The organism is Actinobacillus genomosp. 2 (assembly GCF_029773605.1).
Classification (GTDB): domain Bacteria; phylum Pseudomonadota; class Gammaproteobacteria; order Enterobacterales; family Pasteurellaceae; genus Actinobacillus.
The window spans coordinates 208,725-226,161 of record NZ_CP103807.1; the positions used below are offsets into that span (position 1 = coordinate 208,725).

Below are 17,437 nucleotides of genomic sequence, written 5' to 3' on the forward strand. Positions count from 1 at the left end.
AAAGTAAGTATAAGACAAAAATCGTAAAAAAACCGCTTAAAAATTGCATAAAGTCTATTTAAAGGAACAAAATTGTGAAAAATTTCACCAAAATGATGAAAAAAGCAACGGAAAATTGTTTGGTTGGGGTTAGTGAGAATCGGGTTTATCGTTGTTTCTGTTTTGATAATGGTTATAAAAAAACGTGCTATTGGCAAAATAGGGAGGAGAATGAGGTGTTTTTATTACCGAAAGTTCTTGAATTTACATCTAATTCTGCTTTTGTTCGTTCCGTTCCTTTTCAATATATTTGGCGAAAATATCTTTTTTTACCGATAAGTGATGATAAAACGCTAATTTATCGCCAACTTTTACAAGTGCTACAACAAGAATTACCACTTTCGCTTGAAGAGGTTTATTTTGATTACCAGCTTTTTCCTCTTAAAAAGGAGGGATTGATTAAAGTGATTGTTTATGCGTTACGTAAGAGTTATGCCCATACATTGATGATTCGGGCTGATACCATTTTGGATTGTGAGCTTTATTGTTTTGTTCGAGGTTTTAATGCTCTTTCCTCATCCGATTTGGATCAAGAAAATCGAATTTATGCTTTAACGGATAGAACTTTTAGACTTACCGGTAAAGAAATTGAATTTAATACGGATCTTACCTTAGCAAATTGTCGTTTGGAGCAGCTGGAATTAGAAGACTCAATAAAAGATCCTTTTTTATATGTGACTGCATTCGGGGCAAGTTTATGGAATGGAAAGGGATAAATTTAACAGATTATCGAGCAAAGCAATGGAAGCAAAACGTCTATAAACAGGGGCTTTATCTATTTCTGATAGTTATCATTGCAGTCACTTTAGCTATTTACTTGCAGTTAACTGTTTTGCAAATAAATCAGCAAAATAGACCGCTTGTCAATCAAACTAAATATCTTAAGCAAGAATTAGAACATTTAAATGGAAAATTGGTGAGTTCTCGATCTTCTCCTCCTATAAATATAGGACGAACATTTACGGAGGAGCATATTGCTAAATATTTGACGCTTTTACAAGATTTGCCATTGTCGCAAGGTGGTATAGAAGAAGTCATTTTTGAATATAACGAGATACCAATTATGAAAATAGTCGGTATTTTTAGCCACTCGGATCAATTCGAAAGGCTGGAAAAATATCTTTCCGAGCAAAAAGTATTTGGTTTTGAATTAGTTAACTTTCAGATAAATGAGCAACACCAACTTGAATTTAGTTTTAATATTACCTTAAGGGAGTAAATTATGTTTTCACTTAATAGGCTTTATTTATTACCAAATAGTTATACTTTTCGTTTTTTATCTTTGCTGCAAACCTATTTTAGAACGGTTTGTTTAAGTGTATTTATATTAATAGTAAGTTATCCCTCTTATCAATATATTTCCCAATCTTCATATCAGAAAGAATTATTAGCTACAGTACAACAATTATCTCAAGAAACTTCACAAAAGCAGCGACTCTATCAAAGCCTTAGTCAACATCAGAATTATTTGAAAGAGAAAGAACAATACGTGAGCCAACTTAACCAGCAATTGCAAAGCATATTTAATGTTTATCAAGTAAAGCTGGAACAAATGCAATGGAATTTAGAACAGGGAAAGTCCATTTACTTTTCGTTAAATCATCAAGTATCGATTATCTTTAAGCTTATCAAAAAGCTATCGAAATTGAAGCCATTAAAATTTAGAGAAATTCATTTAATCAAATTGGAACAGGAGAAGCAGTTGCAACTACAGGCGAGAGTTATTGTTACGGAGGATAAAGGTGAATAAGTATCTTTTAAGTTTCTTATTTTTCTCATCTGTGAGTAGTGCTGATCCGTTTTACGGTGAACAATTAGGAGATAAAAATTCGGTATTTTCAGCAGAGAAGAGAATTGCAGTTTCTTCCGACAATTTAACCGCTTGTCCAGCACCTTCGCCAAGAAATAATCGCTATTTACCCTCCAAATTAACCCAATTGAAATTTATCGGCGTACTCAAAAAACAAGATAAATATAAAGCGATTTTGATGGATTCGCAAAAGCAGCTGTTTGATCTGCAAGTTAATGATTGGTTAGTCGATGAACATATTCAGATTGTATATATTGATTTAAAATCAATAAGTTATATAGATTGGCAAACAGAGAAAAATTGCCAATCTCCGACTTCTATTACCTTAAAGTTATAGGAGGAAAATATGAAAAGAATGATTTTGTTACTCTTTTTTATGTTTTCATCGGCTTGCGTATATGCTTTTTCTATCTCATTGAGGAATGCACCGACTTCAGAAATCCTGAGTTATTTGGCGGAAGAATACAGCAAAAATATTGTGTTAAGCGACAATATTGAAACGAATACCACGTTAAGAATTGAAAATAGTGATTTTGATAGTGTGTTAAAAAGTATTACTCGAGTAAATAAGCTGACGAGTACGTATGAAAACCAAATCTATTTTATTGGTCATAAAAAAGACGATAAGGATCCTAACAGGGGATTAAATCCGGAATTATTAAAACCTAAATTGATTACTAAGACAATAAAATTAGATTATGCCAAAGCAGCGGAAGTGATTGAATCTTTAACTAAAGGTAGCGGTAATTTTTTATCGGAAAACGGCTATTTACATTTTGATGATCGCAGTAATAGCTTAATTATTAAAGATAGCCCAGAATCGATGAAAAATATTGTGAAATTAATCAAAAATTTAGACAAACCGACCGAACAAATTGCGATTGAAGCAAGGATAGTCACAATAAGTAGTGAAAATTTGCAAGAGCTTGGGGTACGTTGGGGAATGTTTTCTCCGGCAAATGGACATCATAAAGTCGCTGGTTCGCTTGAAGTGAATGGATTACCGGATACTAACCATTTAAATGTCAATTTTCCGGTAAATAACGCTGCTTCTATTGCGTTACAGGTGGCTAAAATTAATGGACGTGTACTTGATTTGGAATTAACCGCTTTAGAACAAGAAAACGATGTAGAAATTATTGCCAGCCCACGTTTACTGACTACCAATAAAAAACCGGCAAGTATTAAACAGGGGACTGAAATTCCATATGTGCTTTATAACCGTAAAGATGAAGTGAAAAATATCGAATTTAAAGAAGCCGTTTTAGGGCTACAAGTCACGCCGCATATTTCAAATGATAAGCAAATTTTGCTTGATTTGGTAGTTACACAAAATTCACCGAATTCAACCAGTTCAACCGTGCATGGTTTAGTTACGATTGATAAACAGGAATTAAATACGCAAGTATTCGCTCAACATGGTGAAACCATTGTACTTGGCGGTATTTTTCAGCATTTAACCGCAAAAGGTGAGGATAGAGTGCCAATTTTAGGCTCAATTCCGGTCATTAAAAAATTATTTAGCCATTCCAGTGATAGGATAAGTAAGCGTGAGTTAGTCATTTTCGTTACACCTTATATTGTTAAAAGTGGAAAACAGAAAATTTCCTCGCATTCTTCACAGAAATTACCGCCAAAATAGGATAAATTGTGTTAAAATCTCTCGCTTAAATCGCAATAAGTTATAGCTTGATTGCGTACGAATTTTTGTGTGGCGGTTTATTTAGATAGATGCCGCCATTTTGCTCTTTATGATAAATGCAGAGGTTTTATGAAAGTTTCTCCACGTCGCCGTGCCAGAGAGTGTGCGGTTCAGGCTCTTTATTCTTGGTATGTTTCGCAAAATAGTGTAGAAGAAGTTGAATTATCATTTGTAACTGATCAAGATATGAATGGTGTTGATTTACCTTATTTCCGTAAATTATTACGTGGTACGGTTTTATATGTAGAAGCGATTGATAGCGAGCTTCGTCCGTTTCTAGATCGTGCGGAAGATGAGGTTGATCCGATTGAACGTACTATCTTACGCCTTTCGGCATACGAATTAAAATATGAACTTGATGTACCTTATAAAGTAGTGATTAATGAAGGTATTGAAGTGGCAAAAGTATTTGGTTCGGACGATAGCCATAAATATATTAACGGTATTTTAGATAAATTAGCACCGGCTTTAGGTCGTAAATAATTGAAGGATAAAAAGAAGGTGAGCGTAAGGTTCGCCTTCTTTTTTGTTATATAACGGAGGGAAAATGACGGAATTTGAAGTCATTGCACAATATTTTAAACGTAACAATATACGTTCGGATGTGGATTTATCCGTAGGCGATGACTGTGCGGTTACCATGTTAAAGCCGGATGAACGTTTAGCAATTACTACCGATACACTTGTATCTGGAACCCATTTTCTTCCGTCTATTTCCGCAGCCGATCTAGCCTATAAAACATTGGCGGTTAATTTAAGTGATTTAGCTGCAATGGGAGCTACGCCTGCATGGGTTTCTTTAGCGTTAACATTACCAAAAGTTGATCTTCAATGGCTTGCTGAGTTTAGCCAAAGTTTATTTTCCGTGTTAGATCGTTATCATATCGATTTGATTGGTGGTGATACTACCAGTGGACCGCTTTCGCTAACACTTACCGCACAAGGGATTTTACCGAAAGATCAAGGATTGTTTCGACATCAAGCCAAAGTCGGTGATTGGATTTTTGTTTCCGGCAGTTTAGGGGATAGTGCAGCCGGTTTATCGCTGTTGTTGAATCATTGCAAAATTTCGGACGAATCCGACCGCTATTTGGTACAACGCCATTTACGACCTACGCCAAGAGTGGAATTAGGATTGGCACTACGAGCCTTTTCCCGTTGTGCGATCGACATTTCGGACGGCTTATTAGCGGATTTAGGTCATATTTTAGAACGTAGTCAAGTTGGTGCTGAGATTGAATTGGAGAACATACCGTTTTCTACACATTTAACTGCTAAATATAGTGAGCAAAAAGCACTCCATTTTGCTTTAACCGGTGGAGAAGATTACGAGTTATGTTTTACCGTATCGGATAACAAGCGGTCGGAAATGGAACAAATTTTACGTTCTCAAGGGATTAAGGTTAGCTGTATCGGTAAAATTACCTCGGCAACAAGCGGTCTGATTTTACGCCAAAATGGCAAACAGGTGCCGTTACCATCTCAAGTCGGTTTTGATCATTTCAAATCATAATAAAAAATAACAATGAAAAATTTTAACTTAAAAAATCCTATTCATTTATTCGCTTGCGGTTTTGGCTCCGGTTTATTAAAGCCAGCACCAGGGACATGGGGTTCACTTGCTGGTGTTTTGATTGCCATTTTATTGTGGAATTTGACTGAGAGTGCTTTATTCTTTATTGGGTTAACTGTTGTGAGCTTTATTGCCGGTTGCCATATTTGCGAAAGAACCAGTCGTGATCTAAACGTGCATGATGACGGTCGTATCGTGTGGGATGAAATCGTGGCAATTTTTCTGATGTTTGCATTTTTACCTGAATATAATTGGCTGGCTTATATACTGACATTTATTTGTTTTCGTTTCTTTGATGTATTAAAACCTTATCCGATTCGTTATTTTGATGAAAAATTAGAAACTGGTTTAGGCATTATGTTTGACGATATTCTTGCTGCAATTTATGCCTTAATTACTTTGCATATTATTTATTGGTTTATTTAGGAGAGTATATGTTAACTATTTTATTGGTTCATCTAGCAGGCTTAGCCAGCCCTGGTCCGGATTTTTTTATGTAGTACGCCAATCCGCAAGTCATTCAACTAAAGCGGGCATTTTAGCGGCAATCGGGATTTCATTAGGAATTATTTTTTGGGCGAGTTTTGCTATTTTCGGTTTGGCTTGGCTGAGTAATACGATTGGTACAGTGTTCCAATTTTTAATTATGGTAATTGGCGGCATATATTTATCTTATATCGGTTCACTTATGGTGAGGGTTACAAAAAATGCAACCTTTACGAATCAGCCAACGAATCTTAGAGAGTTAGATAATTTTACTGAAATTAAAAAAGGTTTATTAATCAATATCTTTAATGCTAAGGCAGGTGTTTATTTTACGAGTGTTGTTTCAGCATTTCTTACTCAATTTACTCAAACTTCTGATCTATTTCTTTTATTATTTTTGTTCGTATTTTCAACGCTAATTTATTTTATATTAGTAGCATTGCTGTTTTCTCGCCGACCGGTACAAGAATTTTATACAAAATATAGCCGCTATATTGATAACGTTGCCGGTGTGATCTTTATTGTATTTGGCGTGATTTTAATTTTTGATGGAATAAAAGGGCTAATAAGCTAACAAAGCTCCAAAGTAAAACAGGCTTACGTTTTTACGTAAGCCTGTTTTTTTCTGATATTAAATGATATGTGTTTGATACCATTGATTTAACACGATACCAGCACTTACCGCTACATTTAGGCCGCTGTTTAACGGATTTTCAAAGGAAAGTTGAACGGTGGTATCTTCTGGATATTCAATATCTTGTGCTGGAATTTCACTTAATACGAATACTGTTTTTGCAGCTAATTTGGTTTTTGCCAGTGATGCCGTTTGTTTATTGCGAGTTAAATGGACGATTTGATAGCCTGCGTTACGTAATTGTGTTAGTGCGATTTGTTTATGTTTGGTTTCGAGTGGACGAACAAATTCTAAACCGCCTTCGGCAACACGAGCCGCAGCACTTGAATTAAGGGTTTCGGCACTTTCGACAATCACTCCGCTTATCCCATAGAACGCACAAGTACGAATAATACCGCCTACGTTTTGTGCATTGTTTACTGCATCCAGCAAGACTAAACAGTCACGTTTACGTGGCACTTGTAAATAGCCTTCTAATGAGAACGGCATCGCTTTTTTCACTAATAAACAGACATCACCGTGATGTTCTGTGCCGGTGACACGTTCCATTTCGGCACGATCCACCACATGATAAGCTTTTTTGTGTTCGGCTAAGTAGCTAAGCATATCGCCTAACTTTTTCGCGCCTTCTACGGTTGCCCATAAACGCACGATCGCATCCGGTCTTTGTTTGAATAGCGTAAGGCAAGCGTTTTCGCCATACACTTTCATTTCTTCCGCACGGTTTTTCTTAATTTTTTCCGGAGCACGAGGAGAAAGTGGGCCGGTTTTTTTCTCTTTAATTGTGCTATTGCTACCTTTTACGCTAATTTGTACATTGCCTTCGCCGCCGGCTTTTTTAGCACTTGTCGGGTAAACCACGTGATGAACTTCTTGGCGATCTTTTCGCTCGAAGCGATTTTTCTCACTACCGAATTTCGGTTTATCAAAACGAGGTTTATCTTCAAAACGGTTTGAAGAACGTTCGTTACGTTGTTCTCGACGGTTTGAATTAGAGTCATCGCTAAAGCGGTTTGATTTAGTTTGGAATTTGTGATCACGACGCTCATCAATGGTTTGAAAGCGAGGTTTGTTTTCATTAAATTTTGGTTTCATTTGATTGTTCCTTAGGGAAAATTTCGGGCTATTATAGTTTATTCACTTAGTAAAATACCGCTTTTTTGCAAAAAATTTTGAGAATCAGACCGCTTGTTATTTCTTTATTTATCGAGTTTATTTATAATCAGTCGTCTTTTTATGTTCTTTAAAATCTGGTGGAATTATGAACCCAATGTTAAACATTGCTATTCGTGCTGCACGAAAAGCAGGCAATATTATTGCTAAAGGCTATGAGCAAGCCGCGAGTGAAATCGAAGTGGCTCAAAAAGGTACAAATGATTACGTAACGGCAATTGATAAAGCGGCGGAAGCGGCGATTATCGAAGTGATCCGTAAATCTTATCCTGATCACGCTATTGTTGGCGAAGAATCAGGTATTTTGGCAGGCGAAAATGAAAATGTGCAATGGGTGATTGATCCATTAGATGGCACAACTAACTTCGTGAAACGCTTACCTCATTTTGCAGTTTCGATTGCGGTACGTGAAAATGGCCGTACCACGGTAGGGGTTGTTTACGATCCAATCCGTAATGAGCTTTTCACTGCTGTACGTGGTGAAGGTGCAAAACTCAATGAATTTCGTTTACGTGTAGAAACAGATCGCCGTGATTTAAACGGTACTGTACTTGCAACCGGTTTCCCTTTCAAAGCGGCCAAACATCGTCCAGCACATCTAAATATGCTCGAAGGCTTAATGAATAACGGCGTGGCGGATTTCCGTCGTACCGGTTCTGCAGCGCTTGATTTAGCTTATGTGGCGGCAAATCGTGTTGACGGTTACTTTGAAATCGGTTTAAAACCGTGGGATTGTGCAGCAGGCGATTTAATTGCGCGTGAAGCGGGTGCAATCGTTACGAATTTCGTTGGTGGAACAGATTACTTAAAATCAGGTAATGTTGTTGCAGGTCAGGCTCGTGTGGTAAAAGAGATCTTAAATACGATTCAGCCGGCATTAACCGAAGATCTTAAAAATTAATTCAAAATTTAAACCAGAGATGATACAGGTAAAGCAAAATAAGCGGTGAAATTCTCCAATTATTTTGTAATATCCGTGTTAATTCTTTCCTTTGTGGTTAAATTAAATAAGAAAACATTATGCAAAACAAATATCCTCTGTTAAGTCAAATCAACTCTCCTGAAGATTTGCGTTTGCTTGCAAAAGAGCAATTACAGCCTGTGGCAGATGAGCTTCGTGCTTATTTACTGGAATCGGTTAGCCAAACAAGCGGTCATTTAGCCTCCGGTTTAGGGGTTGTAGAGCTTACGGTGGCTTTGCATTATGTTTATCAAACACCTTTTGACCAGCTCATTTGGGACGTTGGTCATCAGGCATATCCACATAAAATTCTGACCGGTCGTCGTGACCAAATGCATACCATTCGTCAAAAGAACGGTATCCATCCTTTCCCTTGGCGTGAAGAAAGTCTCTATGATGTGTTAAGTGTTGGTCATTCCTCTACTTCAATTAGTGCTGGTGTCGGTATTGCCGTCGCGGCAGAAAAAGAAAATGCCGGACGAAAAACTGTTTGTGTGATCGGTGATGGGGCTATTACTGCTGGTATGGCATTTGAAGCGATGAATCATGCAGGTGCATTGCATACGGATATGTTAGTCATTTTAAATGACAATGAAATGTCGATTTCCGAGAATGTCGGCGCATTAAATAATCACTTAGCACGAATTTTCTCCGGGTCAATCTATACGACCGTGCGTGACGGCAGTAAAAAAGTCTTGGATAAAGTCCCGACCATTAAAAACTTCATGAAGAAAAGTGAAGAGCATATGAAAGGGGTGATCTCGCCAGAAAGTACCCTGTTTGAAGAGCTTGGTTTTAACTATATTGGTCCGATTGATGGGCATAATATTGATGAATTAGTTAAAACATTAAGCAATATGCGAGATCTAAAAGGTCCGCAGTTCTTACATATTCGTACCAAAAAAGGTAAAGGCTATGAGCCGGCGGAAAATGATCCGATTGGTTATCACGGCGTGCCTAAATTTGACCCGACTTGTGGACAATTGCCGAAATCAAAAACGATTCCGACTTATTCGGATATTTTTGGTAATTGGTTATGCGAAATGGCGGAAAAAGACAGCAAATTAATCGGGATTACACCGGCAATGCGTGAAGGTTCGGGAATGGTTGAATTTTCAAGACGTTTCCCTGAACAATACTTTGATGTTGCAATTGCTGAACAGCATGCGGTGACTTTCGGCGCAGGCTTGGCGATTGCCGGTTATAAACCGGTAGTGGCAATCTATTCAAGCTTCTTGCAACGTGCTTATGACCAATTGATTCACGATGTGGCGATTCAAAATTTACCGGTGATCTTTGCGATTGACCGAGCGGGGATTGTCGGTGCGGACGGGCAAACTCACCAAGGTGCATTTGATGTGAGTTTTATGCGCTGTATCCCGAATATGACGATTATGTGTCCGTCAGACGAGAATGAAATGCGTCAAATGCTTTATACGGCTTATCGTATGAATACACCGGTGGCAGTACGTTACCCAAGAGGTAATGCGAAAGGTGTGGCGTTAGAACCGATGCAAGTACTTGAAGTCGGCAAAGGCAAGCTGATTCAGCAAGGGCAAAAAGTGGCGATTTTAAACTTTGGACCATTGCTAAATGAAGCGCGTATCGTTGCAGAAAAGCATAATTACACGCTGGTAGATATGCGTTTTGTGAAACCGATTGATGAACAATTGTTAGCGGAGTTAGCGGATTCTCATGAGTTATTAGTGACTTTGGAAGAAAATGCGATTCAGGGCGGCGCTGGTAGTGCAGTCAATGAATATTTGCAAAAAATCGGTAAAATTCGACCGCTTATAATGCTTGGTATTCCTGATTTCTTCGTGCCGCAAGCAACTCAGGCGGAAAGCTATGCGGATTTAGGCTTAGATGCAGCAGGCATTGAACAAAAAATTCAAGTAATAGTAAATCAATAAAGAAAAAGCTCATCTTATCAGATGAGCTTTTTTTACTATTTACGGTTATCATTTGCTTGTTGCAATAATATTCTACTTTCTTTTAAGAATTGCTCTGAATAATCGCCAAACCAATGATGAACTTCTTCAAATGCTTGAATAAAACCAGTTCTATCATTGTTTTTAAAGAACTCTAAGCTGGTTGCAAAAGAGTCTTTAAGTGATTCAATTACCGTAAGATTTTCCGGTTTATCCGAAATAATATCTGCATATAAGCCACCGTCTTGAGCGAATAAACGTCCGATCATGGCTAATTCTAAGCGATAAATCGGTGAAGAAAGAGCTAACAGCTGCGAGAGTTTTACCGATTGACGAGATAAATGCAGACCGAAAGTAAAAGTCGAGAAGTGACGCAAAGCTTGAATATAAGTCATCGCATGATCATGCTCGTGTGCATCAATCACTTCAATTTTTGCCCCCCAGATTTTGACTTGCTCAATTAACCATTCATATTTTTCGGAAAAACGCCCGTGACAACAGGCAACCAGTTGTTTTGCCATTGAAGCAATATCCGGTCCAAACATCGGGTGTAAGCCGACAACCGGACCGCTGTGAATTTCTAACATTTTTTCAAGTGGTTGAGCTTTTACTGAGGTCAAATCCGCTAGAATCATATTTTCAGTTAGGAACGGTTGTAAACGCTCAATCGTTTCTAAAGTTTTGTTAATCGGTACACAGACAATCACTAAATCACTACCGCTAAGGATCTGCTCCGCATTGTCCCAATCTTGGCTGCCTAATGTTTCGACTTGATAACCGGATAGTCTAAGAAAACGAGCAAATAATCCGCCTAATTTTCCTTTACCTCCGATAATTACGATTTTATTGATATTAGGATTGGTCGTTTTAAAGCCGTGTTTATTCTCATTTGCATAAGATTCACGCATAATACGTCTTAATACGTCTTCAATCAAATCAGCAGGTACGCCTTGCTTTTCTGCTTCCTCTCGGCGAGCAGCTATCATTGCGGTTTCACGTTCCGGTGCGTATACAGGAATACCGTGTTCCGATTTTACTTTTCCTACTTCGGCGACTAATTTTAAACGTTCGGCAAACAGTTGAATTAGTTGCTGGTCAACTTGGTCGATTTTTTCTCGTAAAGGATTTAATGGGCTCATTGATTGTTCCTTCATTCTGTCAGGAGATCTCTTAAACAAGCGGTCAAATTTGCACAAAATTTTGCAAAATTGACCGCTTATTTAATTTATGTGAATCTTACCAAATTATTTACGGTCGTTATTTCTGTCTTAATTTTTCGGCAAAGTTAGTTAATACTTCTTCTGTTGTTTGCCAGTCGATACAAGCATCGGTAATCGATACGCCGTATTTCATTTCACTAAACGGCTGATCTGATGATTGGTTACCGGCATTTAAGTGGCTTTCGATCATTAAACCGATAATTGAACTGTTACCATTTAATAATTGTTCTAAGGCATTTTCCGCTACTAATGGTTGACGACGATAATCTTTATTAGAATTACCGTGGCTACAGTCAATCATAATCGCTTCCGGCAATCCTGCTTTACGTAATGCTAATTCACATTCTTCCACATATTGCTTTTCAAAGTTTGGCGTTTTACCGCCTCGTAAAATTACATGACCATCTAGGTTACCTTTGGTATGTAATAAGTTTACTTGACCTTTTTGGTTGATACCAATAAAACTATGGCTTTGGGCAGCAGATTGTAACGCATTGATTGCCACCGCTAAACCGCCGTCCGTACCGTTTTTAAAGCCGACTGCCATTGATAAGCCAGAAGCGAGTTCACGATGTGTTTGTGATTCGGTTGTACGAGCACCAATTGCAGACCAACTAAAGAGATCCGCTAAATATTGTGGCGTCATTGGATCCAGAGCTTCAGTTGCAAGTGGTAAACCTAATTCAGCGAGTTCTAAACAAAGTTTGCGTCCGACACGTAAACCGGTTTCAACATCAAAAGTCCCGTCAATTTTCGGATCATTGATTAAGCCTTTCCAACCTACGGTTGTACGTGGTTTTTCAAAATAAACACGCATCACGATATAAAGCTTATCTGAAACGGTGTCGGCTAATACTTTTAGTTTTTTTCCATATTCGATAGCTGCAACCGGATCGTGAATAGAGCAAGGGCCGATAACAATCAGTTTGCGTGGGTCACGTTTATGAATAATATTTGAGATTTCACGACGTGATGTTTCAATTTGTTTACGCAGATGTTCCGGTAATGGAAATTCTGCTTTAAGTTCAGCCGGTGTGAGTAATACTTTTTCGTCAGTAATATTTACATTATGTAAGCTATCTTGGTTAACTACGCTGTTCATTTTTGTTTCCTACGTGCGTAAAAAAAATAATACAGTGCTACTTTACAATTTTACAGCCAGAGTTTCAACTATTTTTTTCTTCACTTCGTCAACAGTAATGCGTTCCATTAATTTTTCGCCTGATTTACTTTTCGCTTTAGTTGCCCAGGGTAACTGATTCCATGGCTTCCCATAATAATCTAAGACAGCTTGATCATAAGCAGAAACAACATTGTGTTGATCATTATAGGGAGCTGTCCGACGAGGGTTATGAATCGCATATAAGCCGATAACTGGTGTACCTTGTGTCGTTGCAATATGTGCCGCACCGGTATCCGCTGAGATAACTAAATCAACTTGTTTAATTAAGGCAGCAAGTTGTTTTAGACTTGTCTTTCCGGCAATATTGATGCAATTCGGTGCAAGTTGTTGAATTTTATTGGCTGTTTCCATTTCATATGCAGAAGGGGAACCGGCAATAATCACATTAATATTCTGAGCAGTAAGCCATTTTGCAATTTCTGCATTAGGTTCTGTACCCCAATCTTTTTCTTTTTTACTGGAACAAGGCGAAATTAAAACATTCTTCTTAGTTTTATCAATAAAAGCGGCACTATAGTCCAGATCAGATTGGCTTAAAGGCAACGACCAGCGAGGAGTTAAATCCGTTACACCAATTGCTTTGGCAAACATCATCTGTCCATCCAATACGTGTGGAGAAGATGTAATTTCCACTTTTTCATCGGTAAAAAGCCATTGCATTTCACGTGCACGATCACGATTAAAACCGATTTTCTTAGCCGCTTTAATGCCTAATGAGATCATAGAAGCACGAAAAGCGGTTTGCATATTTAACAAGAAATCGAACCGCTTGTTAGCCAGCGTTTTCCAAAGTGTAAATATTCCTTTCCAACCAGTTTTTTTATCATAAGGAATCAGTTCAACATTTTCCAAACCTTGCATCAACATTGCTTCGGTTTTGCCGATTATCCAGCTGATTTTTGCATCGGGATATTGACGTTGAATCGCTTGCACGACTGCAAGAGTGTGGCATACGTCACCAATAGCGGAGAGGCGTAAAATACAGATATTAAGCGGTTGTTTTTTCATTAAAATTTACGTATTGAAATAGTAAGTAGGATTAATATAACAAAAAACCCACGCATTAGCGTGGGCTTTTTAAATTGAATTGAGTGATTATTCAACTGTTAAGATACGGCAAGTATTTGTACCGCCTTCTTTTAATTCATCACCATGTGTTAATAACACAACATCGCCGGACATTAAATAACCTTTCTCTTTTAATAATGCAAGTGCTTTTTTCGCTCCGTCAATTGTACGACTTTCTTCATCGTAGAATACCGGTGTAACACCACGGTAAAGTGCAGAAAGATTTAATGCTTTTTGATTACGAGATAATGCATAAATCGGTAAACCTGAGCTGATACGACTCATTAATTTAGCGGTTTCACCTGAGTGAGTTAATGCAATAATTGCAGAAACGCCTTCTAAGTGGTTTGCTGTGTACATTGCTGACATTGCAACTGCTTCATCAATACTTGCAAATTTACCTTCCATACGGTGACGAGAAATATTGATGCTAGGCATTGTTTCAGCACCTAAACATACTTCAGCCATTGATTTAACCGTTTCGATAGGATAATCACCGTTTGCAGTTTCGCCTGAAAGCATTACCGCATCAGTACCATCTAATACTGCGTTTGCAACGTCCATAACTTCAGCACGAGTCGGCATTGGTTTTTTGATCATTGATTCCATCATTTGCGTTGCAGTAATTACTACGCGGTTTAATTTGCGTGCACGACGGATTAAACGTTTTTGTACGCCAACTAATGCTGCATCACCGATTTCAACACCTAAGTCACCACGTGCAACCATTACAACATCAGAACCTAAAATAATATCTTCCATTGCTTCTTCAGTTGCAACGGTTTCAGCACGTTCTACTTTTGCAACAATTTTCGCATTTAAGCCCGCTTCTTGTGCTAATTGACGTGCGTAGTGTAAATCTGCACTTGATTGTGGGAATGATACTGCAAGATAGTCAACACCGATTTTCGCAGCTAATTTGATATCTTCTTTATCTTTGTCGGTTAATGCAGGTGCAGATAAACCACCGCCTAATTTGTTGATACCTTTATTGTTTGATAACGGACCGCCAACAGTAACTTCAGTATGAACTTTTACGCCTTCAACAGAAAGCACTTTTAATTGAACGTTACCGTCATCTAATAAAAGAATATCGCCTGGCACTACATCGTTTGGTAGGTTTTTGTAGTCTAAACCTACTGCATCTTGATGACCTTCACCACGAGGTAAATCTGCATCTAATGTAAATTTATCACCGATATTTAAGAAAATTTTACCGTCTTTAAACGTAGAAACACGAATTTTAGGGCCTTGTAAATCACCTAAGATAGCAACAGTTTTACCTAATCTTGCTGCAATTTCACGTACTTTATTCGCACGTTCAATATGATCTTCCGGAACACCGTGAGAGAAGTTCATACGAACCATATTCGCACCAGCAGCAATAATTTTTTCTAAGTTATTGCCACGGTCTGTAGCAGGTCCCATAGTACAAACAATTTTAGTTCTTCTGAGTTTTCTTGACATTGATAGACTCCGTAATGGTAGATTTATTTGAAAATTAAAAATTCTTTTGTAGACGCTATTGTAACGCCTAAAACGTTGAGTATTATACGCTTAAATCGTGTTAGTTTAAATACAGTAATGAGGTTTTACAGTGAATATTTGGGTTATGCGACATGGCGAAGCCAGTTTTAATGTGTTAACGGATAGTGAACGCCCTTTAACTGAAAATGGGAGGGAAATGGCTCTAGAGCAAGGTATTTGGCTTGCTGAACGGTTAATGGGAACTGATCGAAAATTAGATAAGGTTATAGTAAGTCCATTTATTCGTGCGAAACAAACCTTTGAATATTTGTTACGAGGTGCCGCTAAGGTTGATGTAAATCAAGAGATGTACATAAAACGGCATTTAGAAATTTGGGATGGCATTACCCCTGAGGGTAATCTAGAAAATGTATTGAATTATTTAGATTTTTTACGTGCAGAAGGTGCATCAAATACCTTAATTATTTCCCATTTACCACTTGTATATGATTTAGTTTCAAATTTAACGATGAATCAAGGTTCGGTACATTTTTATCCAGCAGTCATCGCAGAGTTAGAGTGGACGACAAACTTAGGGAAAATTACTTTGGTCAAGAAGCCGTAAGTCTGTTCATTTTGGCAAAAATCTTTAAGAATTTTAAATTTTTTAAAAATTGTCGAATAAATAGACTTCCATATTTAGGAAAAAGTGCGTATCATACGCACCTCAAAATCAGCTTAGGCTGACAAAGATTGATAAAAGAGTACGGTTTTTTAGCCGTACTTTTTATTTGGATTTTCGTCTTGTTAAATGTGTTTTAAATTTAATCACTTATAGGGAAAAGTAATGCGTATTGGACAATATGAATTTAAAAACCGTATTTTCCTTGCGCCTATGGCAGGTATTACCGATCAACCTTTTCGCCGTTTGTGTAGTAAACTTGGAGCTGGTTTAACTTTTTCAGAGATGATGTCCACAAATCCTGATGTATGGCATACCGAAAAATCTCGATTGAGACTTGCTCATCATGAAGAGATTGGCGTGAATGCAGTACAAATCGCAGGATCTGATCCGACTGAAATGGCGATGGCGGCAAAAGTAAATGTCGAGTATGGTGCTCAAATTATTGATATTAATATGGGATGCCCAGCAAAAAAGGTAAACAAAAAAATGGCAGGCTCTGCTTTATTACGTGAACCGGATTTAGTTGCTCGTATTTTAGATGCTGTTGTTAGCGCTGTTGATGTTCCCGTAACATTAAAAATTAGAACGGGTTGGGATCAAGAGAATAGAAATTGCTTAGCGATTGCACAAATTGCGGAAAAAGCTGGTATCTCAGCATTAACTATACATGGTCGTACTCGAGCTTGCTTATTTGAAGGGCAGGCCGAATATGACAGTATTAAAGCAGTAAAGCAAGTAGTGTCTATTCCGGTTATTGCTAATGGCGATATAACTTCTGCAGAAAAAGCAAAATATGTCTTAGATTATACTCATGCTGACGCAGTAATGATTGGTCGAGGCAGTTTTGGTCGCCCTTGGTTGTTTAAGGAAGTTGAACAATTTTTAGAGAATAAGCAACAAGTTGATTTACCACTTATGGAGAAGTGTCAGCTAATGTTTAAGCATATCGAAGAACTTCATCAGTTTTATGGCGAAGAAAAAGGTTATCGGATTGCGAGAAAACACGTTGGTTGGTATGTGGATCAATTAGTGCCGGACTCAAATTTTAGACGTACTTTCAATACATTAGATTCAGCGAAAGAACAATTAATTGTATTGGAAGATTTTATAGAATCGATTCGTTAGAATCTTTATTTTAGTTGGATAGAGGACAATGTTAGAACAACAACCTGTACAAAACCCATTAACGGTATCAATGTTAAATGCTCAAGCTCAACAAGTGAATAAACCACTTCGTGACAATGTGAAAGCAGCATTAAAAAATTATTTATCTCAATTAAACGGTGAAGATCCAACGGAATTATATGAATTAGTATTATCTGAGATTGAACACCCAATGTTGGATATGGTAATGCAATATACTCGTGGTAACCAAACCCGAGCAGCAACAATGTTAGGTATTAACCGTGGTACATTACGTAAAAAATTAAAAAAATACGGTATGGGCTAATCTTTAGGGATTCTTGATAAAAAAACCTCACTAAATAGTGAGGTTTTTTTATTTT

18 protein-coding genes and 1 pseudogene are annotated in these 17,437 nt (G+C 37.7%); 14 read left to right on the forward strand and 5 right to left on the reverse strand.

Annotation, left to right across the window (positions count from 1 at the left end; all coding sequences use genetic code 11):
* Positions 1 to 74 precede the first annotated feature (74 nt).
* The 9 genes and pseudogenes from NYR60_RS01005 (at position 75) to NYR60_RS01045 (ending at position 6,184) form a co-directional block, all read left to right on the forward strand.
* Positions 75 to 755, forward strand: coding sequence for a pilus assembly protein PilM (locus NYR60_RS01005; RefSeq protein WP_279467224.1), 681 nt, complete (start codon positions 75 to 77; stop codon positions 753 to 755).
* A complete protein-coding gene (locus NYR60_RS01010) occupies positions 737 to 1,258 on the forward strand; it encodes a hypothetical protein (protein WP_279467226.1) in 522 nt (173 codons plus the stop codon). The genes NYR60_RS01005 and NYR60_RS01010 overlap by 19 nt, the downstream gene beginning before the upstream one ends.
* A 3-nt stretch (positions 1,259 to 1,261) precedes the next feature.
* Positions 1,262 to 1,789 carry a chromosome segregation protein gene (locus NYR60_RS01015; protein WP_279467227.1) on the forward strand — a complete coding sequence of 176 codons (528 nt, stop codon included), beginning with the start codon at positions 1,262 to 1,264 and terminating at the stop codon, positions 1,787 to 1,789.
* Positions 1,782 to 2,186 (forward strand): hypothetical protein, encoded by a 405-nt coding sequence (locus tag NYR60_RS01020; RefSeq protein ID WP_279467228.1) that lies wholly within the window; start codon positions 1,782 to 1,784, stop codon positions 2,184 to 2,186. Before NYR60_RS01015 ends, NYR60_RS01020 begins: the two co-directional genes overlap by 8 nt.
* Positions 2,187 to 2,195: 9 nt before the next feature.
* On the forward strand, positions 2,196 to 3,491 hold the full coding sequence (gene pilQ, locus NYR60_RS01025; protein WP_279467230.1) for a type IV pilus secretin PilQ: 1,296 nt from the start codon (positions 2,196 to 2,198) through the stop codon (positions 3,489 to 3,491).
* A gap of 129 nt (positions 3,492 to 3,620) precedes the next feature.
* Positions 3,621 to 4,034, forward strand: a complete 414-nt coding sequence (gene nusB / locus NYR60_RS01030; RefSeq protein WP_279467232.1) for a transcription antitermination factor NusB — start codon at positions 3,621 to 3,623, stop codon at positions 4,032 to 4,034.
* A 64-nt stretch (positions 4,035 to 4,098) separates the two neighbouring features.
* Positions 4,099 to 5,064 carry a thiamine-phosphate kinase gene (gene thiL / locus NYR60_RS01035; RefSeq protein WP_279467233.1) on the forward strand — a complete coding sequence of 322 codons (966 nt, stop codon included), beginning with the start codon at positions 4,099 to 4,101 and terminating at the stop codon, positions 5,062 to 5,064.
* Positions 5,065 to 5,076: 12 nt separating this feature from the next.
* On the forward strand, positions 5,077 to 5,550 hold the full coding sequence (locus NYR60_RS01040; RefSeq protein ID WP_279467235.1) for a phosphatidylglycerophosphatase A family protein: 474 nt from the start codon (positions 5,077 to 5,079) through the stop codon (positions 5,548 to 5,550).
* A gap of 8 nt (positions 5,551 to 5,558) precedes the next feature.
* A pseudogene (locus NYR60_RS01045) lies at positions 5,559 to 6,184 on the forward strand (LysE family transporter).
* Between the two features lie 57 nt (positions 6,185 to 6,241).
* Here NYR60_RS01045 and NYR60_RS01050 read toward each other — a convergent pair.
* Entirely contained in the window at positions 6,242 to 7,339 is a 1,098-nt protein-coding gene (locus tag NYR60_RS01050) for a TrmH family RNA methyltransferase (RefSeq protein ID WP_279467237.1), read from the reverse strand.
* Positions 7,340 to 7,505: 166 nt separating this feature from the next.
* On the opposite strand from NYR60_RS01050, the gene suhB reads away from it, so the two are divergent.
* Together suhB and dxs are read left to right on the forward strand one after the other, a co-directional pair.
* Positions 7,506 to 8,318 carry an inositol-1-monophosphatase gene (gene suhB, locus NYR60_RS01055; protein ID WP_279436613.1) on the forward strand — a complete coding sequence of 271 codons (813 nt, stop codon included), beginning with the start codon at positions 7,506 to 7,508 and terminating at the stop codon, positions 8,316 to 8,318.
* A 119-nt stretch (positions 8,319 to 8,437) separates the two neighbouring features.
* Positions 8,438 to 10,291 (forward strand): 1-deoxy-D-xylulose-5-phosphate synthase, encoded by a 1,854-nt coding sequence (gene dxs, locus NYR60_RS01060; protein ID WP_279467238.1) that lies wholly within the window; start codon positions 8,438 to 8,440, stop codon positions 10,289 to 10,291.
* 35 nt (positions 10,292 to 10,326) lie between these two features.
* On the opposite strand, the gene tyrA is transcribed toward dxs, so the two are convergent.
* The 4 genes from tyrA to pyk all read right to left on the reverse strand — a co-directional run bounded on the left by tyrA (position 10,327) and on the right by pyk (position 15,247).
* Positions 10,327 to 11,448: a bifunctional chorismate mutase/prephenate dehydrogenase gene (gene tyrA / locus NYR60_RS01065; protein WP_279467239.1), complete on the reverse strand. Its 1,122-nt coding sequence runs from the start codon at positions 11,446 to 11,448 to the stop codon at positions 10,327 to 10,329.
* Between the two features lie 118 nt (positions 11,449 to 11,566).
* Complete coding sequence (locus NYR60_RS01070; RefSeq protein ID WP_279467240.1) at positions 11,567 to 12,631, reverse strand: 3-deoxy-7-phosphoheptulonate synthase; 1,065 nt, start codon at positions 12,629 to 12,631, stop codon at positions 11,567 to 11,569.
* A 42-nt stretch (positions 12,632 to 12,673) separates the two neighbouring features.
* A complete protein-coding gene (locus NYR60_RS01075) occupies positions 12,674 to 13,720 on the reverse strand; it encodes a glycosyltransferase family 9 protein (protein WP_279467243.1) in 1,047 nt (348 codons plus the stop codon).
* An 87-nt stretch (positions 13,721 to 13,807) separates the two neighbouring features.
* Complete coding sequence (gene pyk, locus NYR60_RS01080; RefSeq protein ID WP_279467244.1) at positions 13,808 to 15,247, reverse strand: pyruvate kinase; 1,440 nt, start codon at positions 15,245 to 15,247, stop codon at positions 13,808 to 13,810.
* Positions 15,248 to 15,377: 130 nt separating this feature from the next.
* Between pyk and sixA the strand changes: the two genes are divergently transcribed.
* The 3 genes from sixA to fis all read left to right on the forward strand — a co-directional run bounded on the left by sixA (position 15,378) and on the right by fis (position 17,382).
* Positions 15,378 to 15,872, forward strand: a complete 495-nt coding sequence (sixA, locus tag NYR60_RS01085; RefSeq protein ID WP_279467246.1) for a phosphohistidine phosphatase SixA — start codon at positions 15,378 to 15,380, stop codon at positions 15,870 to 15,872.
* A gap of 222 nt (positions 15,873 to 16,094) precedes the next feature.
* Positions 16,095 to 17,057: a tRNA dihydrouridine synthase DusB gene (dusB, locus tag NYR60_RS01090; RefSeq protein WP_279467247.1), complete on the forward strand. Its 963-nt coding sequence runs from the start codon at positions 16,095 to 16,097 to the stop codon at positions 17,055 to 17,057.
* 28 nt (positions 17,058 to 17,085) lie between these two features.
* Entirely contained in the window at positions 17,086 to 17,382 is a 297-nt protein-coding gene (gene fis, locus NYR60_RS01095; RefSeq protein WP_005595953.1) for a DNA-binding transcriptional regulator Fis, read from the forward strand.
* Positions 17,383 to 17,437: the final 55 nt, after the last annotated feature.